This is a genomic window from Mesorhizobium onobrychidis (genome assembly GCF_024707545.1).
Classification (GTDB): domain Bacteria; phylum Pseudomonadota; class Alphaproteobacteria; order Rhizobiales; family Rhizobiaceae; genus Mesorhizobium; species Mesorhizobium onobrychidis.
Genome location: NZ_CP062229.1, coordinates 2,547,043 through 2,564,317, shown reverse-complemented (window position 1 = coordinate 2,564,317; position 17,275 = coordinate 2,547,043). Strand labels below are relative to the sequence as shown.

The following is a 17,275-nucleotide window of genomic DNA, read 5'->3' as shown; positions in this document are numbered from 1 at the left end:
AGGGGCTGGGTTATTCGGCGGAAGTTCTTGATGCGGCAGAACATGCGCTCGATCGCGTTTCGGTCCCTGTAGAGGAAGAGCGAGAAGCAGTTCTTTCATTTCCGATTCGAATCATTGAGCGAGGTCCCCGGCCCGAAACGACCAGCCAAGCGCTCGACGCGACGCTTCGAGCTCTCGGCCTCGGCCAGCGCACCTTATGAAAGCCTGAGGTGCGCCCCTTCGCGCTCGTCGCAACGCTCGACTGTGGTATCAGGGCAGCAGCAGCACGCGCCCCGGCTGTCTTTTCCTGACGTGGTCGAAAGCCACACCTGCTGCGGCGAGCGGCTTGCACAGCCCGATCGGGAGGCTGACATGGCTGTGTTCGACGAACTGGCGCAAGTCATCCAGTGCTGCCTTGTCCGGCTTGAAGAGGACCCATGCGTAATTGCTGGCGCCCTTCGGCAGCGCGCGTCGGTGAGCCTTCTTTTGCGAGATTGTCTTTAGCATACCGCGCAGCCAGCCAAGCCGGTCGAAGTTCCCTAACATTGGGTGCACGGTGGTTGCGTGACCGAGCGCACCGTCGCGCAGACAGCCTAGCAATGCGCGATCATCTTCCCAGGTTGCGAAGTTGAGAGTTGCGTCGAAAGAGCGCGACAAGGAGACGAACAGCTCGTCTGTTCGCTCGACCACTTCGGTGGCACCGGCCTCAAGACACACCTTGCTGTTTGACTTCCGGGCAATCGCCGTAACTCTCGCGCCCCATGAGGAGAGCATCTGCGTTGCTAACGTTCCTAGTGCGCCGGCGGCGCCGTGGACCAGCACGGTCTTTCCGGCTGCGTTCTCCCGGGAAAGGCCCGCGCCGCGTACAGCCAGCCACATTGTCGTGAAGCTGTAGGGAATTGCAGCGAGCGCGTGAAGATCAACGCCTTCCGGAACGGCCAGCACGTGGACAGCCTTGACCAGCACATGGCTGGCGTGGGTCCCCGCGGTTGAAGCAGGCTTTGCTCCATAGACTCGATCGCCGATCCTAAAGGTCGCCACACGGGAGCCCACCGCAGTAACCGTACCCGCAAGATCGTTGCCGAGCACTAGCGGAAACGTACCGGCTCCGATCAGCGATAGCAGCCTCCTACCGTAGCCTTCGGAACGGCGCACATCGATCGGGTTCACCGAAGCCGCGGCCACGGCGATCTCAATTTCAACTGCCGCCGGCCTTCGCCTGGTGAATTGCCGAACTGTAAACCCGTCCGAGCCGCCAGGCCCGAGGCACAAAGCTGCAGCGCCGGATGTCATGCCCTGGACCTCCCTGCCTTGCCGAGGTCGGCGCCGACACACTCCAACACCTCCGATTTGATTGCATACCGTCCGCGGGCGATCTTTAACGCAGTTGCGAACCCGTGGCACCGGATACGGAGCACGTGCAACCCTGGAGCTTGAGATACGCTTGTCACTAGCCTTTCCTCTGTCTGGCAAAGGCCCGCCGAAACTGATAGTTGTACAGTATGGTCAAAACGACTAAATAGTCAATATGAATTATGCAGCGGTGTGAATTCAATGGCTGCTCGGCCGCAAGCAGCGCCGGCCGCACTCTGGTGACCGGATCAACGCAAGGATCTGGTGCCGCCACAAAGCACTCGATCTCGGCGAACAGATAACGGAAATCGCCGCGTGAGGGCGGCAGTCCAAGATCAGGCCGCGCTGCTCGCCGCACCTGGTCGCCTCGCAGTGCTGGACGAGTTTCCAATCAACCGGAAGGCTCAACCGACAACGGAAGCCGGCTTTTAGCTCGAAGGGGGCCACGCGGCTCCCAAAAGCTAAAGCCGACGGAGATCTACTGGATCGCCCCCGATCGGGCTGCGCAACCCTGACCAGCTTACGCCCGATCGGGCGCTCTCATCGTGACCGGCCCCATCGCAATGCGACATTTCTACTTTGCTGACAGCGCGACATTCGAACTTGGTTGCAACATGGGCGCCGTGTGCTTCGCTCACCCCCAATTCGCTCGCCGTGAGAAATTGACACCGACAATTCGAGTTGACTGTTCCAACTCATCGAGCGCAAGTCCCTCTAACAAATTGTCATGAAGCTATCGAGGTTTTTCGAAACGATATTTCGAAATTCTTCAATGATGACTTCCGTCCTCATGACGATATGTATAGATGGAGATCTTCAAATGAGTCCTTTATTATTTTCTGACTTCAATTCGACAGTTACCGAACCACTGGCCCGCCGATCTCTAATGCGAAACGCAATGCTTGCATCAGGCCAAACGCCGGGATCGAATGCTCTGTCGCAGCATGCTTATGACGAGCATTGGCTGCAAGACTTGCTGTTCCGGCATCCCGCCTTGATCGTGGCCGATCGCCTTGATGGCGGTAGGGGCGATGTCGTCCCCCTGTGCCGGGAACTCGCCATTCCTCGTGCAGGCGGGACAGTGTTCGCGGATATTCTAGGCGTGGCAAGGACCGGCCGACTGGTCATTATTGAGTGCAAGCTTTGGCGCAATCCGCAGGCACGCCGCGAGGTATTGGCGCAAATCGTCGAATATGCCGCCCTACTGCGCCGCTGGAGCTTTGGCGATCTGACCGCGAGGCTGAAACGCAAGTTGGCCATTGCTGGACAAAATCCGATCTTCGACCTGGCGAAGGCAAAATGGCCTGAGCTTGAAGAGGCCCCTTTCGTCGATGCCGTGACGAGGTCACTGAAGCTCGGTGACTTTCAGCTCATTATCGCCGGAGATGGCATCCGCTCGGATACGCACGCGATTGCCGAGCATCTAAATTCGCAAGGCGCCGGCCTGGCGCAGCTGACATTGCTTGAGATTCAGCTATGGCAGGCGGCCTCCGGAAACCTGGTTGTGTTGCCTTCCGTGCCGCTACGCACCGAAGTTCTCCAGCAAAGGGTTTTGGTCGACGGCGGCGGCATGCCGCTCCAATTGGCGGCTCCAGAAGGTGCCAACCCCCTCCCCGACGAAGCTATGGAAAGCGTTGTCGATCCGGAACGCGGCAGTCGGCGTAGCGTCAATCGTGTGTTCTGGCAGCGGTTCATAGACCAGGTTCAGTTCGAACATGCCGACCAGTTGCCTGCGCGCCACGGCGGCGACAATTGGGTCAGGATTCCGCTACCCAAGCCGCTCGGGTGGATAACTGGGTTTCGCTCCACCGGCACCAGGGCTGAGGTCGGGCTGTTCCTGACCTTCAAGGATGAGGATGGGCAAATCCTTTTTGACGAATTCAACAGCGACATTGCAGACATGCGTGCCGAAAGCGGGCTTGATCTGACTGTGAGGTTGAAATCCGTCGCACCATTTTATGCCGAGCTTGGACTGTTCAGGTCACGATCGGAATTTGCGGGCGACGAACAGCAACTCGACTGGCTCTGCGACAGGGCAAATCGATTTGTCTCCTTGATCCGGCCGCGGCTCAGTGTGCTGGCGGAGGCCGCCGAATGACGAGGCTTCTCAAATGGGAACGGCAGGCCCTGAAGGGTGACTTCTCGGCGATGCCCGCACCATTCGACTGGGATCAGTCGGGCCGCTTTGCCCATTTTCTGAACGGGTATGAGGTCGCCGGAGGAATGAACCCCCTTGCCGGCCTTGCCCTCACCATGTCAGCGCAGGCCCGCAAGACTGGCAAATGGGAAGGCAGCGCGCTGGATCTTTGGCTCTGCCTTTTCTTCCAGCATCGAGCACACCGCCACACAGGCTCCGAAGGCGGCGATCCGAATCTGGACGCGCTCTGTGAAACGCTCCGTCTGGCGCTCAGCCGGCTGACGCCGCATGAAGCCAGATCGTTGGCTTCGCGCCTCACCCAGAACGCGATCTAGGCAATGCGCTTTTGCCCTTTGGGGCGCTCGATTCCCGACTTTGCTTGATCGATGAACTCTTTGAGCTTCCTGCTGTGCTAGCAGTGGAAACCGCCCGAAAGATAATTCCGATTGGTCAGAACAAAAAGAACCGCCGTATTTTCTAACTGCCTCAAAGACACCGACAAAATTTTTTGCCGCCCCATACTTGCACAAAATCGGTGATTTGTGAATCCCTGGCTCAAGCTTTGCCGAAGCCGCTCTGTGAATTTCGGGTATAGCCGTTTTCGGTGGTTTTTTCGAATCGCTGATCCTGCGAGTTCTCTTGGACAAGCGCGTTGCCAGCTGCAAGGCGCATGGACATTCAGAGGATCTCATGGCCAGCAAAATCAACACCGTTTCGATCGACGCACTTGTCCCCTACAGCAAAAACGCCCGCACCCATTCCAAAAAGCAAATCAACCAGATTGCCGACAGCATCAAGAAATTCGGCTTCACCAATCCCGTTTTGGTCGACGAGAACAACAACGTCCTTGCCGGCCATGGCCGCCTGGCGGCGGCACGCCTGATCGGGCTGAAGGAGGCGCCAACGCTTTCCATCACCCATCTCAGCGCTGCCGAAAAACGCGCCTATATCGTTGCCGACAACCGCCTTGCCGAGAAAGCCGGCTGGGACAAGCAGATACTTGCCATCGAGCTGCAGGCGCTGGTCGACCTCGACTTCGACGTGGGGCTCACTGGCTTCGACATCCCTGAGGTCGATCTGATCATCGCCGAGTTCTCGCCGGACAATCAGGACGATGAGGTGGATGACGAGCCAGCTCTTCCAGAGAAATCGTCGGGACCAGCTGTAGCGCGGCCTGGCGATATGTTTCTCCTTGGCGATCATCGATTGCTTTGCGGCAACGCGCTTTCGGCAGAGGATTTCGAGACGCTAATGCAGGGCGAGAAAGCGTCCGTCTGTTTTACCGACCCGCCCTACAATGTTCCGATCGGCGGACACGTCAGTGGTCTTGGCAAGACGAACCACCGGGAATTTGCCATGGCTTCCGGCGAAATGTCTGACGACGAGTTCGCAAAATTCCTGGAGCAGTCGTTCTCACTGATCGCGGGCTCGTGCAAGCCGGGCGCGATCGCCTTCGTATGCATGGACTGGCGTCATATTGCGGAGACCACATTGGCAGGCAAACAAATGTTCGGCGATCTGCTCAATCTGTGCGTCTGGAACAAGACCAACGCCGGCATGGGCAGCCTCTACCGCTCGCAACACGAGCTGGTTCTGGTGTTCAGGAACGGCAAGGAACCGCATCGCAATAACGTCGAGCTCGGCAAACACGGACGTCATCGCAGCAATGTCTGGACCTACCGCGGCGCCAACAGCTTTGGCGCGGACCGGATGGAAGATCTCGAAGCCCATCCGACCGTCAAGCCGGTCAATCTGGTGGCCGATGCGCTGCTCGACGTCAGCCGGCGCGGCGACGTCGTGCTCGATCCCTTCGGTGGCTCGGGGACGACGCTGCTCGCGGCGCATAAGACCGGGCGCCATGCGCGCCTCATCGAGATCGATCCGCACTATTGCGATCTGATCATCCGCCGCTTCGAAAAGCACACGGGCAAGCAGGCAACGCTTGCCGCCACGGGCGAGACTTTCGAGGAGTTGGGCGAGCAGCGTGGGAGCGTTGAAGCCCCCGGCTCACTCGCCAAAACAGCATCCGCGCTCCCGGCTCCTGAAACCGTGGGAGGCGTGTTGTGACCGCCCGTAGAAAGAAGCCGGCCGACTACTCGATAGGCTACGCCAAGCCTCCAGCCGAAACCCGGTTCAAGAAAGGAATGTCAGGCAATCCGAAAGGCCGGCCGAAGGGGAAAAAGAACATGAATACCATCATACGTGACACGCTCTTTGGGCCGATCCAGATCCAGCAGAACGGCAAGACGACGACGGTGACTGCCTTTGAGGCCATCCTCCTCAAAATGCGCAACAATGCGCTCTCAGGCGATTTCCGATCGGCGGTGCAAGCCCTTCAACTCGCGTCGCGCTCCATCGATCCCGATGAAGCCAACCAGGCTGACAAAGAGGTCAATCCGCTCGATCAGCAGACGATGATCGAGATGATGCAGGACTATCTCGATCACAAGATGTCGCCATCGCACGAGAGCGAAGAGGGCGCCCATAGCGCGCTGCGTTTTGGCGGCGAGCAGCGAGAAGACGTCGAATGAACATCCCCCTCCCTCAACCAGCCGCTCCGTCAGCCACGGCTGCGCCAATGAGCGCCATTCAGATGCTCTTCGCAGCGGCACGCGACGATCTCGCGGTCTTCGTCGGGCTGGCATTCTCGGCTGTCGAGCCCGGCGGCAAGTATCTGCCGAACTGGCACATCCGCGCGATTGCATATCAGCTCGAGCGGGTATCGAAGGGCGAGTGCAAGCGCCTGATCATCACAATGCCGCCGCGGTCGTTGAAGTCGATCACGGCATCAGTCGCGTTTCCTGCATGGTTCCTTGGCCGCGATCCATCGAAGAAGGTGATCTGCGTCTCGTATGCTCAATCGCTTGCGGTCAAACATGCCAACGACTTTCGCACGGTCGTCGACAGCGCGTGGTACCGTTCGATGTTTCCGTCCTTCAAAGTCAGCCCGCGCAAGAATACCGAGAATGAATTGCAGACGACGCTCGGCGGCAACCGCCTGGCGACCTCCACTGGCGGTCAGCTGACGGGCCGTGGCGGCGACATCATCATTATCGACGACCCTTTGAAGGCCGACGAAGCGCATTCGGAATCGGCTCGCAACAAGTGCGCCGAATGGGTCCGCACAACCCTGATGTCGCGCTTCGACAATCCCGCTGCCGGCGCCGTCGTGCTTGTCATGCAACGATTGCATGTCGACGATCTGGCAGGCGTCCTGCTGGAGACTGGCGGCTGGGAGCATCTGAACCTGTCGGCGATTGCCGAGCAGGACGAGCGTGTCCAGACGGGCCTGCATCGCTGGAATGATCGCAAGTTCGGCGATCTGCTGCATCCTGCGCGTCTCGGACATGTGGAATTGGAAAGACTGAAGCGAGATCTGGGCTCGCTCACCTTCTCGGCGCAATACCAGCAATCTCCTGCCCCGCCGGACGGCAACATGGTCAAGCGGGTGTGGTTTCGCGACTACGATCCACATCAGTTCGATCGTCGGTCGATGACCATAGTTCAAAGCTGGGACACCGCCCTTAAGGGTGACCCCAGCAGCGATTACTCGGTCGGAACGACATGGGCCAAAGACGACAACAACTATTATCTCGTCGATCTCGTCCGCGTCAGAGCGGCTTATCCAGATCTCATCAAAGCGGTCAAAAGATCCCTGACCGAGCATGACCCCGATATCATCCTCATCGAAGATGCCGGCTCCGGTTCAAGCCTCATCGCCGACTTGGAAAGCCAGGACATCAGAACCACGCCCGTGAAACCCAGAAGTGACAAGGAAAGCCGACTGTCACGCGTTGCCGCCATGATCGAAAACGGCAACGTCAATCTGCCTAAGGATGCCCATTGGAAAGACGACTTCCTGCTGGAGGTGCTCGCATTTCCGCACGGCAGGCACGACGACCAGGTCGACTCCATGACCCAGGCGTTGATCTGGATGAAAGACGATAGGCCAACAGGCAGGTTCTATGTCGGCACGTTTTGAGACGACTCCCAAACGGAGGGTACATAAACGTCAGCTTTGCGCCTAATATCGGTCATCGCATGGGACGCGGACAACCATCTCCACTTCGAGTTGCAACATTGGGGTAAAGAGGGACTGCACCCCCAGCACGGTGAGACTCGGCAGTGCGCCGGCAAGCATCGCTTGGATAGGTGCATAGGCCTCGAGAAAGCGCTCTGTTGTGCCATCGACAACATAAATGCGGAGCATAACGATGTCGGCCGTCGATGCGCCTAGTTCTTGGAGGGCAGCCTTCAAGCTATTGGCAATGAGCTCCGCTTGTCCTCCAACGGTCTCAGGCACTGCCGAGCCGTCGAGTGGGGAAGCAATCTGCCCGCACAAGTAGGCCAACTGCGTTGCCCGGGCGACGCTGATTTGTGAGTGACCGTTCGTGGTCGAATCCCACATCGTTGAAGGATTGTGACGAACCACGGGGCTGGCACGCCGACTAGCAGACCAATGCACATTGCTTGAACATGGTGTTCCTCCCTGGGGTCGTTGCCTCCCTATGGCGATGCCGTCGGATGATGTGAAAGCTTCTGCAGCACGGCTCTGGCCTCTGCCAGGTCGGGCATGCCAAAACCCTCGTTGAACGCCGCATAGGCGGGTGCGAGCAGGTCTCGCGCCTCGCTCTCGCGCCCGCGATCGGACCAAAGTCGGGCAAGCCGAAGCGCGGCCCTCAGTTCGGCCAGTCTCGCACCTTGCTCGCGGGCGGCGGCCAGCGACTGCCGGAACGAGCCTTCGATAGCATCGTCGCCCTGGTCCAGGCGCGATAGCAACTCTCCTTTGGCGCTCAACAGCTCGGGCAGCTGGTAGCTGGAGCCAGACTTGGCGAGCGTGTCGAACGCCTGCTCCAGAAGGGCAAGCCCTTCGCTTGCCTCGCCGCGCTCGCCGCAGGCGCGGGCGAGCGCGCAAAGGTAGTAAGCCATCCCCATGTCGGCACCGGTCGCGGCGATCGCCGCGATCCCCTCGCGCATCTGGCGAATGCCCTCGTCCAGCTGCCCCACACCAGCGAGCGCCCAGCCGAAGAACACGCGAGCCTGGCCAAGCAGCAGCGGCATGGCGAAGTCGGTGCACACGGCGATGGCCTTTTCCGCCCAGAGTCGCCCATCATGCGGCTCCCGCCGCATGAGGTGGACGACGCTGAGCGCCATCTGCGCCTGGGCCAGGCTAACAGGGTGCGAGTCGCGCTCGGCCAGGGCGACGGCTTCTCTTGACTGCTGAACCGCCCTATCCGGATTGCCGCAAACGCAGAGCATCTGTGCGGAGAACGACCGGCAGCAAACGCCTGGATCATGCCCGGTATAGCCCCAGGCAAGGTGGCGATGCTTCTCGTAGTCGTAGATGGCCATACCCTGGCTGGCGTGCACCTCGCTGGTCTTGTAGTTGCCGAGATAGAAGTTGACGCCCCAGAGCTGGTGGTGCGCTTCCAGCATGTAGCCGGAATCGCCGGAAGCATGCGCGAGCTCCATGCCGAGCGTGAGGCACTGGTTGGCGAGCGCATTTGCGGCGAGCAGGTGACCCGAAATGGTGCGGCAGGCGCTCTCGCCCCGGACCGCGGCGAACAGCTGTGTTTTATCGCCAAGCCTTTCGGCAAGTTCCCGTGCCTTCGAGAAAGAGTGCAGGACCTCGGGATCGCCCCAACCCCTGGCGGAGATGAGCGCCGAGCCCACTGCCGTCCAGAGTGACAGCTCCTGCCTGAGACGGGCCTCGGAAGCGGGCAAAGTCACAACGAGCTCGAGTCCTTTGCCGAAGTGCGCCGCGGCTTCGCGGTTGGCAGACTTTGTCATCGCCCGCTGCCCGGCTTTCAGCCACCATGACGCGGCCTCAGCCGCCAGTCCGGCCATCGTGTAGTGCTGCGCCACGGTCTCAGGTTCGGTCTCGGCGACGTCGGCAAACTCCGCTTCCAGCGCGGCGGCAATCTTCGCATGGATCTGCTGGCGCCGGCTTTTCAATAGGCTCTGGTAAGCCGTGTCGCAGACCAGCGCGTGCTTGAATGTGTAGGTCGCCTCCGGCGCCGCGCCGCTGCGGAACAGCAGCTCTGCCTGTTCCAGCTGGCTGAGCGCATCGTCGAGCCGGCCTCGGCCGGCGCCACTCACTGCGGCGAGCAGCCGGTGCTGGAAAACGCGGCCGATGCAGGCGGCGATCTGCGCCGTCTCCTTCACCGGAGACAGCCGGTCGAGCCTCGCCATCAGCGAGTCCTGCAGCGTCGACGGGATCGCGATCGCCGGCAGCGGCCCGATCGCCAGATAGCAATCGCCCGCCTCGACCAATAGGCCGGAATCGAGCACGGTCTTCGTCAGCTCCTCGACGAACAGCGGCACCCCCTCCGTGTTAGCAAGGATGCGGTCCGCGATGTCGCGCGGCAGCTTCTTGCCGCCCGCCACCCGCTCCATGATCGCCGTGCCATCGCTTGGTTCGAGCCGTCCCAGCTGCAACGTGTCGACACACGACAGCGCCCTCCAGCGTGGCTCGAATTCCGGCCGCGCCGTGACCACCAGCAGGACCGGCAGGTCCGAGAGCCGCTCCACGAGCGTTTCTAGCCATTCGGCCGTCGTGGGGTCGATCCAATGGGCGTCCTCGACGAGTACGAGCACTGGAGCGTTCGTCGCCGGCGCCTCGACCAGCCGCGTCAAGGCAGCGAGCGTGCGAGCCCTGAGCGCCGGCGCCGGCAACTTCGGCGGCCGATAACGCCCGCTTGCATCGATCGAGAGCAGCGTTGCCAGCAATGGTAGGGCCTCGCCAGCCTCCGCGCCGATCTCGGCAAGCAGCGCCGTGAGCTTGTCGAACCGCGTGTCGGCGTTGTTGTCGCCCACGAAGCCCGCCGCCCTTTCCAAATGCGAGATCAGGGGATGGAGTGCGCTGTTGGTGTAGTGGGCCGAGCAGAAAAAGCGCAGTACCGAACGCGGCCCTGCGGCGACCTGCGCGGCAAGTGCGGCCAACAGGCGAGACTTGCCGATGCCAGCCTCGCCGGTGAGTAGGACAACCTGGCCTTGTCCCGATGTTGCGCGATGCCACCGTTCGAGCAGGAAGGCGAGCTCTTCCTGCCGGCCGACCAAAGGCGTCAGCACGGCGTGCCGGGCTTCGAAGCGGCTCTCGGCCGCCGTCTCGCCGACGATGCGCCAGCACCGCACTGGAGCGGTGAAGCCTTTGAGTTCGCGTTCACCAAGATCGGTCGCTGTGAACAGTCCGGCGACCAACCTTTGCGTAGCCTCCGCGACCACTATAGAATCCGGCTCGGCGACGGCTTGCAGCCGGGCTGCAAGATTGGGCGTGTCGCCGACCACGGCTTCCTCTTGCGCCGCGCCTTCGCCGACCAGGTCCCCGACGACCACCAGCCCGGTGGCGATGCCGACACGCGCGGCGAGCGGCACTCGGCCGGGGCCGGCCAGTCGGCCGGTCGCGGTCGCGGCCGCGAGACCCGCGCGCACGGCGCGCTCGGCGTCGTCCTCATGCGCCTGCGGCCAGCCGAAATAGGCGAGCACGCCGTCGCCCATGAGCTTGGCGACGCGTCCCTCGTAGCGCGCGATCTCGCGCGACACTGCCTGCTGGTAGCTGAGGATCACCTCGCGCATGTCCTCGGGATCGAGTCGCTGCGACAGCGCGGTCGAGCCGACGAGGTCGACGAACATGACGGTGAGCTGCCGCCGCTCTGCTCGTGGCGCTGCCACGTCGTCGGCGGCGTCTTGTGCAAACTCCTCAAGAGTGGACAGGTTCGACCCTGGCTGAGCGGAGGAATTCTCCGCGAGCGCCGAAATGGCGCTGAGCAGCTTGCGCCGATGCCCCACGGACCTGATGCCCAGGGCCGTCAAGTCCTCGGTGGTGAGCTTAGGCAGCAGCTCGAAATCGATGTCATTGTCGCGGAAGGCCGGGGCGTATTCCCCCAGTCCGAGGCTTGCCAGCCATGCCGCGATATCCATGCCCTTCTCCCTAGGCGGTGGAAGTTTGGCCAGCATTATACCGCAAACAGGAGGCTAGGTCGTCCTTGCGGTTATAGCAACGTCAGGTTCCGGTGAGAGAGGGCACGCGTTGAGGAGGGGCAAATGGCAGCTCCGGGTCACGTCAGGACGATGCCCACACCCAACCTGAAATGTCCGCTCTTGAAGATTCGCAGACCGAAGCTGCCGGTCTGTTTTCGGCCCACAGAGGCCCCAGGGCTGCACCTCAGGCACTGAGCGTTGCTCCATCGGCCAATCAAGGCCAAGGAGAATTAAATGGGCTACTCTCAACATGACAATGCAATTCGAGTACGCGCTGCTTGGAACGCCGGGAAGACGGTAGGCACGAAGCGGCCTTTCACGCAAAAGCAAATATGGGCGATCCGATTCTTTCTGGATCACCAAGGACACCTTCGTGACTGTGCTCTTTTCGATCTGGCAATCGACAGCAAGCTACGCGGCTGCGACCTGGTCGCTCTCGTATGTGGGAGTGGTTTCGTATGTGGGAGTGTTTCATCATGTCACTTCTAAACCCCGGCCATGTCCTCAAGCGCCGTCAGCGACTCGTAGTACTTGTCGTCGCGTTCCGGCATCCGCGCTATCGCTCCTTGCTTTGGTTGCCTGGGCGAGCACCGGCAGAGAATTTCCTGCGGTACATGCAGAGGCAGCGTGTCACGCTTTCCTTGTCCGATTTGGGCCGGCAGCGGACCGGCAGCTTTTGGCGTCCAAAAGGCAAGAGCGGACGTTTAGAACGCTGCCGTTCGTCTCATCCATCGGGCGAGCAAGGATCGGCAAAAGCGGCCACTCAACGGTTCACATGCGTCCGAATTCTTCTCCCAGAGCTGATTGTGGGGAGATGAAGTGGTTCGGCCGACGTGTGGAAGCCAGCACGGGCCGGCGCCGGGGGGTACGATTGCGCCGGTTTCTAAGCATTATGATCGAGCATTGCGGTCCGGCCGATTGTGGAGCAAAATTCGCCCAAGCGAGCGGTCAACAGGATTTTTCCTATGCAGCGCCGGCTGTCGGCAATCTTCTCAGCTGACCTCGTTGGCTACAGCCGATTGATGGAAATCGATGAGGCCAACACGCTGAGCCGCCTCAAGTCGCTGCGGCGTGACTTAGTCGACCCCTGTATTGCCTCTCACAATGGCCGGATCGTCAAGCTGATGGGTGATGGCATGTTGGTGGAATTCGCCAGCGTCATCGATGCCGTCAGCTGCGCGATCGAGGTTCAACGCGGAATGACCAACGCCGAACCGCAGGAGGCCGAGGACCGCCGCCTCGTATTTCGGATCGGAGTCAATCTCGGCGACATCATGGTCGATGGCGAGGACATCTACGGTGACGGGGTCAATGTCGCAGCCCGTCTGCAATCGCTTGCCGATCCCGGCGGCGTCGCGATTTCGGGCACCGTGCGCGAACATATCGGCAGTAAGGTGGCGGTCGACTTCGAGGATTTCGGCGAACATTCGGTGAAAAACCTCGAGAGGCCGGTACGGGTCCATATGGCGCGCCTCGGAACCCTAAGGCGCGACACGTCCCTGACGCGGCCGGCGGCGGCGGCTGGCGAACGCGTGTCGATCGCTGTCCTGCCCTTCACCAACATGAGCGGCGATCCGGAGCAGGAATACTTCAGCGACGGCATCACCGAGGACATCATCACCGATCTTTCGAAAGTGTCGGCGCTCAGCGTAATCGCTCGCAATTCGAGCTTCACCTACAAGGGTCGCGGCGTAGACGTGAAGCAGGTGGGACGGGAACTCGGCGTACGCTATGTGCTGGAAGGCAGCGTGCGCAAAGCCGGAAACAGGGTACGCATCGCGGCTCAGCTCATCAATGGAAAGAACGGCCACCACGTCTGGGCGGAGCGCTACGACCGCGACCTTGAGGATATCTTCGCACTGCAGGACGAAATCTCGAAGAACATTGTCGACGCGCTTAAGGTGCGGCTCTTGGCGAAAGAGCTTGAGACCATCACCAAACGGGGAACCGACAATCCGGAAGCCTATCAGATTTATCTGATGGGGCGATCGTTCTTCAACCGTGGACACGAGACGAGAAACATGAAGGCGGCCCGGCATCTGTTCGCTAAGGCTATCGAGGTCGATCCGCTCTATGCGCGCGCCTATGCCGGTCTGGCCGACTGCGACTCCTATCTCTTGCTCGCCAACGATCCGACCGCCACATATGACAACGTCGTCGCCAATGCCGACCGGGCATTGGAGCTTGAGCCTGGTCTCGCCGACGCACATGCCTCGCGCGGCATTGCAATGTTCATCAAGGGCCGGCGCGATGAGGCGGAGGTCGAATTTGAGAAAGCCCTCGAACTGGATCCAACCTCGTTCGAGGCACACTTCTTCTATGGCCGAAATTGCCATGCGCAGGGCCAGTTCGAAAAGGCACGCGGCTTCTACGAGCGCACCATCGCCTTGAAGCCGGATGATTACCGGGCGTGGGACCAATTGCGAGCAGTCCATGTATCGCTTGGACAACATGAAGAGGCAGTAGAGTCGGCGCGGCAGTGCCTCCAGCGGATAGAAAAAGAGATCGCCGCGTATCCCGACGAGCCGATCCTTCTGTGCTACGGCGGCTGTTTGTTGGCCGATCTGGGCGAGATGGAGCACGGAGCGGAGTGGGCTTCCCGTGCTGCTGCTATTGCCGGGAACGATCTCAGGGTTCTCTATAACCTCGCCTGTTGCTATGCGAAGCTGGGCAAGGCCGAGGAGGCGATGGATTGCCTTGAGCGGCAGGCGACCGGATCGCCCATCTATGTCGCGCAGACCACCGCCTGGATGAAAAAGGACAGCGACCTCGATTCCCTCCGGAACCACCCGCGCTACTTGGCCCTCATCGACCGAATGAATGCTGAGCTCGGGGCGGCGAAGGCTTGATGACCGGTCACGGTCCCGCGAAGGTCAGCAAAAGTGTCGCCTGCAGTCGTAGCGTGAACGGCCGCTATTGAGAAACGACGGGATGGCTGGCGCAACCGCCACCTTCAGTGGGTTCACTGGCGATGTCTGGTTTCGAGCCGAAAAGCTGATCTCTACGTCCGACATCCGGCGCATTGGCGATCGGCAGTCTAGGGGCCGAAAACGGAACGGCGGCTTTCAACATCGGCTGCACTTATAGCGGACGGCCGCAGATACGCGGCGGAGCCTGTCCCGGCGGGCTAATCGAACAGTCCGCTCGCGGAATCCGCGGTCGGTTGCACCAGCGTCCTCAGGCATTCAACGACCTTTTTTGCTACGCTTCCCTGGCCAAGCTGAAAGTGCGATGTCGACCAAACGTTTCAGCCTCTGGGTGCAGGCACCGTCACACGCCTGCACCGACATGCCCTGTACGAAGGCTCCATAGAAACGCGCAAGCGACTCCGTGTCGGTGCCGACAGCGAGATCCCCTTCGCTAATGGCTCTGTCGAAACGTTCGCGTATAGCTTTGATCGCAGCCTCTCGCCTTGCAGTCATAGATTTCGCGACCGGTTCATTTTCCGCCGCGCATTGAACAACCGCTGTCGAGACAATGCATCCTCTCGGGTCGTCGGGGCGCGAGATGCCAGTCGCGACATCGTGCAGATAGAAAGACAGAGCCTCATACGCGCTTAAGCCGCTATTCAGAGCGTCCATCCGAGCCTTGCTTTCCCGCTCGACGGCATGATCGAGCGCCTTGCAGTAAAGCTCCTGCTTCGAACCGAAGGTCGCGTAGAGCGACGGCGGCGTAACGCCCATGGCCGCCGTCAAGTCGGCTATGGAAGTCCCTTCATAGCCATGCTCCCAGAACAGGCGCGCCGCAACGTCCAGCCCGACATTGCGATCCAGCGTCCTCGGTCTGCCCCGCTTTTTCGGAGGCTCCACCATATTTATATCGATCCCTATAAAAAACATTGACAACGTTCCGCCGCGATTAATATATCGATCGCTATTAAACGCTGCAATGGAGTTCGCAAATGTCCGGACGTCTCGCAAACAAGGTCGCCCTCGTTACCGGAGGATCTCGTGGCATAGGCCGCGCAATTGCACTTGCCTTCGCAAAGGAGGGCGCTGCTCTTATCGGTGTGCATTACGCCAGCAATGCCAAGGCGGCCGCGACGACGGTGCAGGAGATCGAGGCCCTGGGTTCGCGGGCTGTCGTCATCCGTGCCGATTTACGCGATGGCAAGGCGGCGGCCGACAGTATCGCCGAGCAATTCAGAAAGGCGTCCCTGGCTGCGACTGGCAAAGCCGGCCTCGACATCCTCGTCAACAATGCCGGCATAGCGGTGGCGACGCCCCTGGCGCAGACGAGCGAAGCCACGTTCGACGACCTCATGACGATCAACTTCAAGGCACCCTTCTTCTTGATCCAAGCGCTGGCGAACGACATTCGAGAAGACGGACGGGTCATCAATGTTTCCACTGGCTTCACGCGTATCGCAGCGCCGACCCATCCAGCCTATGCCGCTTCAAAAGGTGCTCTCGAAACACTCACGCTGGCACTCGCACCCGAGTTTGCAAGCCGTGGCATAACGGTGAACGCGGTCATGCCGGGGGTCACGGAGACCGACATGAATGCCGCTTGGCTCGCGACCGATGCGCGTGCCGGCGCGGAAGGGTTGTCGGTGTTTTCGCGGGTTGGCCAGCCCGCCGACGTGGCGGACGTCATTACCTTCATCGCGTCGAACGATGCACGTTGGACGACGGGCCAGCGGATTGATGCGACTGGCGGAGCGCGGATTTAGGCGGCGATTTTCATCTCCGAGAGCTCACGCGAGATCAGAGCGTTTTTCCGCTCGTCGGACGAGGAGGCGGTAACCTCAGCGTGACGGATGGGGCCGCTAACGGACTTGCGGGTTCGAGGCTTGGAATGTGAGAAGCGGACATTCAGACGCCCCCACATCGACGTGAACTGACCCGAAGGCGGCCCAGGCCCTTCATCTTCACGATCGATCGCGCCCACTGAAGACGATCCGAGCCTAGGCCTACGAGGCAGAGGCTGTCTGCACTAGCACTTCATCTCGATCCGGATGCCATGAATGAGCTTGCCGCTCTTGTTGAGTACTCGCCCGGCCGGCTGCGGGGCCATCGGATGGACAACAAGGCACCCTTTGCCGTCCCACGCCTCGATCGCCCGGATCACGTCGCGATTGTCCGGCAAGACGGTCCCGTCCGGGCAAATATCATGGATCGGCCCACCGACAGAGTCGAAGACGAAGATAGAAGGCCAGCGGTGGTGGTGGATCGGTTCTTCCTCATCAGCTAGCAGCGTAACTTCAAGCACTCGCAAATTGTCGTTCTCGAAAAGCACTTTGTGATTGGCCGGCGCGGCCGCAACCGCATCGAGCGCTGGATCCCATTGAGCTGGATCAATCTGGTTGATGGTACCGGTCGTTATAACCATTTTCTCCTCCATCGGGGCCACCCATGTTTTGGCGGGCGGATAGTCGCATCTTCTCAACGTCGACCTGTATACCTGTATAGGGTGGGTCGGCAGTTCCGGCAGCGGTGGATCTCAAACCGCCGGCACTGGTTGAATGGCGCCTTGCGCGCAGAAAATCTGCCCATCTGCCAGCCGCGCATAATTGTGGACGACCTTGTTCTCGTGATCCTGGACCTGCACGACGAAGTTGCCGCTCTGCTCGGTCCAACTCATTATGAAAACACCTGGGCGGATAGCCGTCAGATCGCTTTGGACCATCTCGTCGATCTTGGTCGCGCCTATCGTGGCCTGTACGCGCAATTCCGTCGACGATAGAACCGTCAGCCGCGGCACGAACGCGCCGAATGCGCAGTCGAAAGTCTCACCGATGAGCGTGAGCGAAGCACCTTTGGTCGCAGTCATCCTATCCTCCTTGGCAGCGTTCGCACACGTGCAGAGTTCGATACGGACCTTGAC

The 17,275-nt window shown here is 60.6% G+C and carries 14 protein-coding genes and 1 pseudogene; 7 read left to right on the top strand and 8 right to left on the bottom strand.

The window, feature by feature from the left end:
* Nucleotides 1–11: 11 nt before the first annotated feature.
* Both IHQ72_RS12870 and IHQ72_RS12865 read right to left on the bottom strand, forming a co-directional pair.
* Nucleotides 12–95 (bottom strand): annotated as a pseudogene (locus IHQ72_RS12870) (IS5/IS1182 family transposase); the annotation flags it as partial.
* A gap of 154 nt (nucleotides 96–249) precedes the next feature.
* A complete protein-coding gene (locus IHQ72_RS12865; RefSeq protein ID WP_258122769.1) occupies nucleotides 250–1,164 on the bottom strand; it encodes an alcohol dehydrogenase catalytic domain-containing protein in 915 nt (304 codons plus the stop codon).
* Nucleotides 1,165–2,152: 988 nt separating this feature from the next.
* Here IHQ72_RS12865 and IHQ72_RS12860 point away from each other — a divergent pair.
* Both IHQ72_RS12860 and IHQ72_RS12855 read left to right on the top strand, forming a co-directional pair.
* The gene (locus IHQ72_RS12860) at nucleotides 2,153–3,430 is read left to right on the top strand and encodes a PDDEXK family nuclease (RefSeq protein WP_258122768.1); all 1,278 of its coding nucleotides are present in this window, start codon (nucleotides 2,153–2,155) and stop codon (nucleotides 3,428–3,430) included.
* Entirely contained in the window at nucleotides 3,427–3,804 is a 378-nt protein-coding gene (locus IHQ72_RS12855; RefSeq protein WP_258122767.1) for a hypothetical protein, read from the top strand. Before IHQ72_RS12860 ends, IHQ72_RS12855 begins: the two co-directional genes overlap by 4 nt.
* A gap of 220 nt (nucleotides 3,805–4,024) precedes the next feature.
* Here the strand turns inward: IHQ72_RS12855 and IHQ72_RS12850 are convergent, their stop codons facing one another.
* The gene (locus tag IHQ72_RS12850) at nucleotides 4,025–4,147 is read right to left on the bottom strand and encodes a hypothetical protein (protein ID WP_258122766.1); all 123 of its coding nucleotides are present in this window, start codon (nucleotides 4,145–4,147) and stop codon (nucleotides 4,025–4,027) included.
* 12 nt (nucleotides 4,148–4,159) lie between these two features.
* On the opposite strand from IHQ72_RS12850, the gene IHQ72_RS12845 reads away from it, so the two are divergent.
* Genes IHQ72_RS12845 through terL form a run of 3 tightly spaced genes read left to right on the top strand, consistent with a single transcriptional unit; the run spans nucleotide 4,160 to nucleotide 7,451 of the window.
* Entirely contained in the window at nucleotides 4,160–5,536 is a 1,377-nt protein-coding gene (locus tag IHQ72_RS12845) for a site-specific DNA-methyltransferase (RefSeq protein ID WP_258122765.1), read from the top strand.
* Entirely contained in the window at nucleotides 5,533–6,000 is a 468-nt protein-coding gene (locus IHQ72_RS12840; RefSeq protein ID WP_258122764.1) for a DUF5681 domain-containing protein, read from the top strand. Before IHQ72_RS12845 ends, IHQ72_RS12840 begins: the two co-directional genes overlap by 4 nt.
* Nucleotides 6,001–6,047: 47 nt before the next feature.
* Entirely contained in the window at nucleotides 6,048–7,451 is a 1,404-nt protein-coding gene (gene terL / locus IHQ72_RS12835) for a phage terminase large subunit (RefSeq protein ID WP_258122763.1), read from the top strand.
* 42 nt (nucleotides 7,452–7,493) lie between these two features.
* Here terL and IHQ72_RS12830 read toward each other — a convergent pair whose 3' ends face one another.
* Nucleotides 7,494–7,901, bottom strand: a complete 408-nt coding sequence (locus tag IHQ72_RS12830; RefSeq protein ID WP_258122762.1) for a RidA family protein — start codon at nucleotides 7,899–7,901, stop codon at nucleotides 7,494–7,496.
* 74 nt (nucleotides 7,902–7,975) lie between these two features.
* Complete coding sequence (locus IHQ72_RS12825) at nucleotides 7,976–11,389, bottom strand: AAA family ATPase (RefSeq protein WP_258122761.1); 3,414 nt, start codon at nucleotides 11,387–11,389, stop codon at nucleotides 7,976–7,978.
* Nucleotides 11,390–12,414: 1,025 nt separating this feature from the next.
* Here IHQ72_RS12825 and IHQ72_RS12820 point away from each other — a divergent pair.
* A complete protein-coding gene (locus tag IHQ72_RS12820) occupies nucleotides 12,415–14,298 on the top strand; it encodes an adenylate/guanylate cyclase domain-containing protein (protein ID WP_258122760.1) in 1,884 nt (627 codons plus the stop codon).
* A 336-nt stretch (nucleotides 14,299–14,634) separates the two neighbouring features.
* Here IHQ72_RS12820 and IHQ72_RS12815 read toward each other — a convergent pair whose 3' ends face one another.
* Nucleotides 14,635–15,261: a TetR/AcrR family transcriptional regulator gene (locus tag IHQ72_RS12815; RefSeq protein WP_258123818.1), complete on the bottom strand. Its 627-nt coding sequence runs from the start codon at nucleotides 15,259–15,261 to the stop codon at nucleotides 14,635–14,637.
* An 89-nt stretch (nucleotides 15,262–15,350) separates the two neighbouring features.
* Here IHQ72_RS12815 and IHQ72_RS12810 point away from each other — a divergent pair, with 89 nt between their 5' ends.
* Nucleotides 15,351–16,121, top strand: a complete 771-nt coding sequence (locus IHQ72_RS12810; RefSeq protein ID WP_258122759.1) for an SDR family NAD(P)-dependent oxidoreductase — start codon at nucleotides 15,351–15,353, stop codon at nucleotides 16,119–16,121.
* 263 nt (nucleotides 16,122–16,384) lie between these two features.
* Here the strand turns inward: IHQ72_RS12810 and IHQ72_RS12805 are convergent, their stop codons facing one another.
* Together IHQ72_RS12805 and IHQ72_RS12800 are read right to left on the bottom strand one after the other, a co-directional pair.
* Nucleotides 16,385–16,792, bottom strand: coding sequence for a hypothetical protein (locus IHQ72_RS12805; RefSeq protein WP_254027859.1), 408 nt, complete (start codon nucleotides 16,790–16,792; stop codon nucleotides 16,385–16,387).
* Nucleotides 16,793–16,891: 99 nt separating this feature from the next.
* Nucleotides 16,892–17,221, bottom strand: a complete 330-nt coding sequence (locus tag IHQ72_RS12800) for a MoaF-related domain-containing protein (RefSeq protein WP_258122758.1) — start codon at nucleotides 17,219–17,221, stop codon at nucleotides 16,892–16,894.
* Nucleotides 17,222–17,275: the final 54 nt, after the last annotated feature.

What these genes read in the sequence shown, in the direction of transcription:
- IHQ72_RS12860 (WP_258122768.1), top strand. Translation starts at nt 2,153, where the DNA reads ATGAGTCCTTTATTATTTTCTGACTTCAATTCGACAGTTACCGAACCA.
- IHQ72_RS12855 (WP_258122767.1), top strand. Translation starts at nt 3,427, where the DNA reads ATGACGAGGCTTCTCAAATGGGAACGGCAGGCCCTGAAGGGTGACTTC.
- IHQ72_RS12850 (WP_258122766.1), bottom strand. Translation starts at nt 4,147, where the DNA reads ATGTCCATGCGCCTTGCAGCTGGCAACGCGCTTGTCCAAGAGAACTCG.
- IHQ72_RS12845 (WP_258122765.1), top strand. Translation starts at nt 4,160, where the DNA reads ATGGCCAGCAAAATCAACACCGTTTCGATCGACGCACTTGTCCCCTAC.
- terL (WP_258122763.1), top strand. Translation starts at nt 6,048, where the DNA reads ATGAGCGCCATTCAGATGCTCTTCGCAGCGGCACGCGACGATCTCGCG.
- IHQ72_RS12825 (WP_258122761.1), bottom strand. Translation starts at nt 11,389, where the DNA reads ATGGATATCGCGGCATGGCTGGCAAGCCTCGGACTGGGGGAATACGCC.
- IHQ72_RS12820 (WP_258122760.1), top strand. Translation starts at nt 12,415, where the DNA reads ATGCAGCGCCGGCTGTCGGCAATCTTCTCAGCTGACCTCGTTGGCTAC.
- IHQ72_RS12815 (WP_258123818.1), bottom strand. Translation starts at nt 15,261, where the DNA reads ATGGTGGAGCCTCCGAAAAAGCGGGGCAGACCGAGGACGCTGGATCGC.
- IHQ72_RS12810 (WP_258122759.1), top strand. Translation starts at nt 15,351, where the DNA reads ATGTCCGGACGTCTCGCAAACAAGGTCGCCCTCGTTACCGGAGGATCT.
- IHQ72_RS12805 (WP_254027859.1), bottom strand. Translation starts at nt 16,792, where the DNA reads ATGGAGGAGAAAATGGTTATAACGACCGGTACCATCAACCAGATTGAT.
- IHQ72_RS12800 (WP_258122758.1), bottom strand. Translation starts at nt 17,221, where the DNA reads ATGACTGCGACCAAAGGTGCTTCGCTCACGCTCATCGGTGAGACTTTC.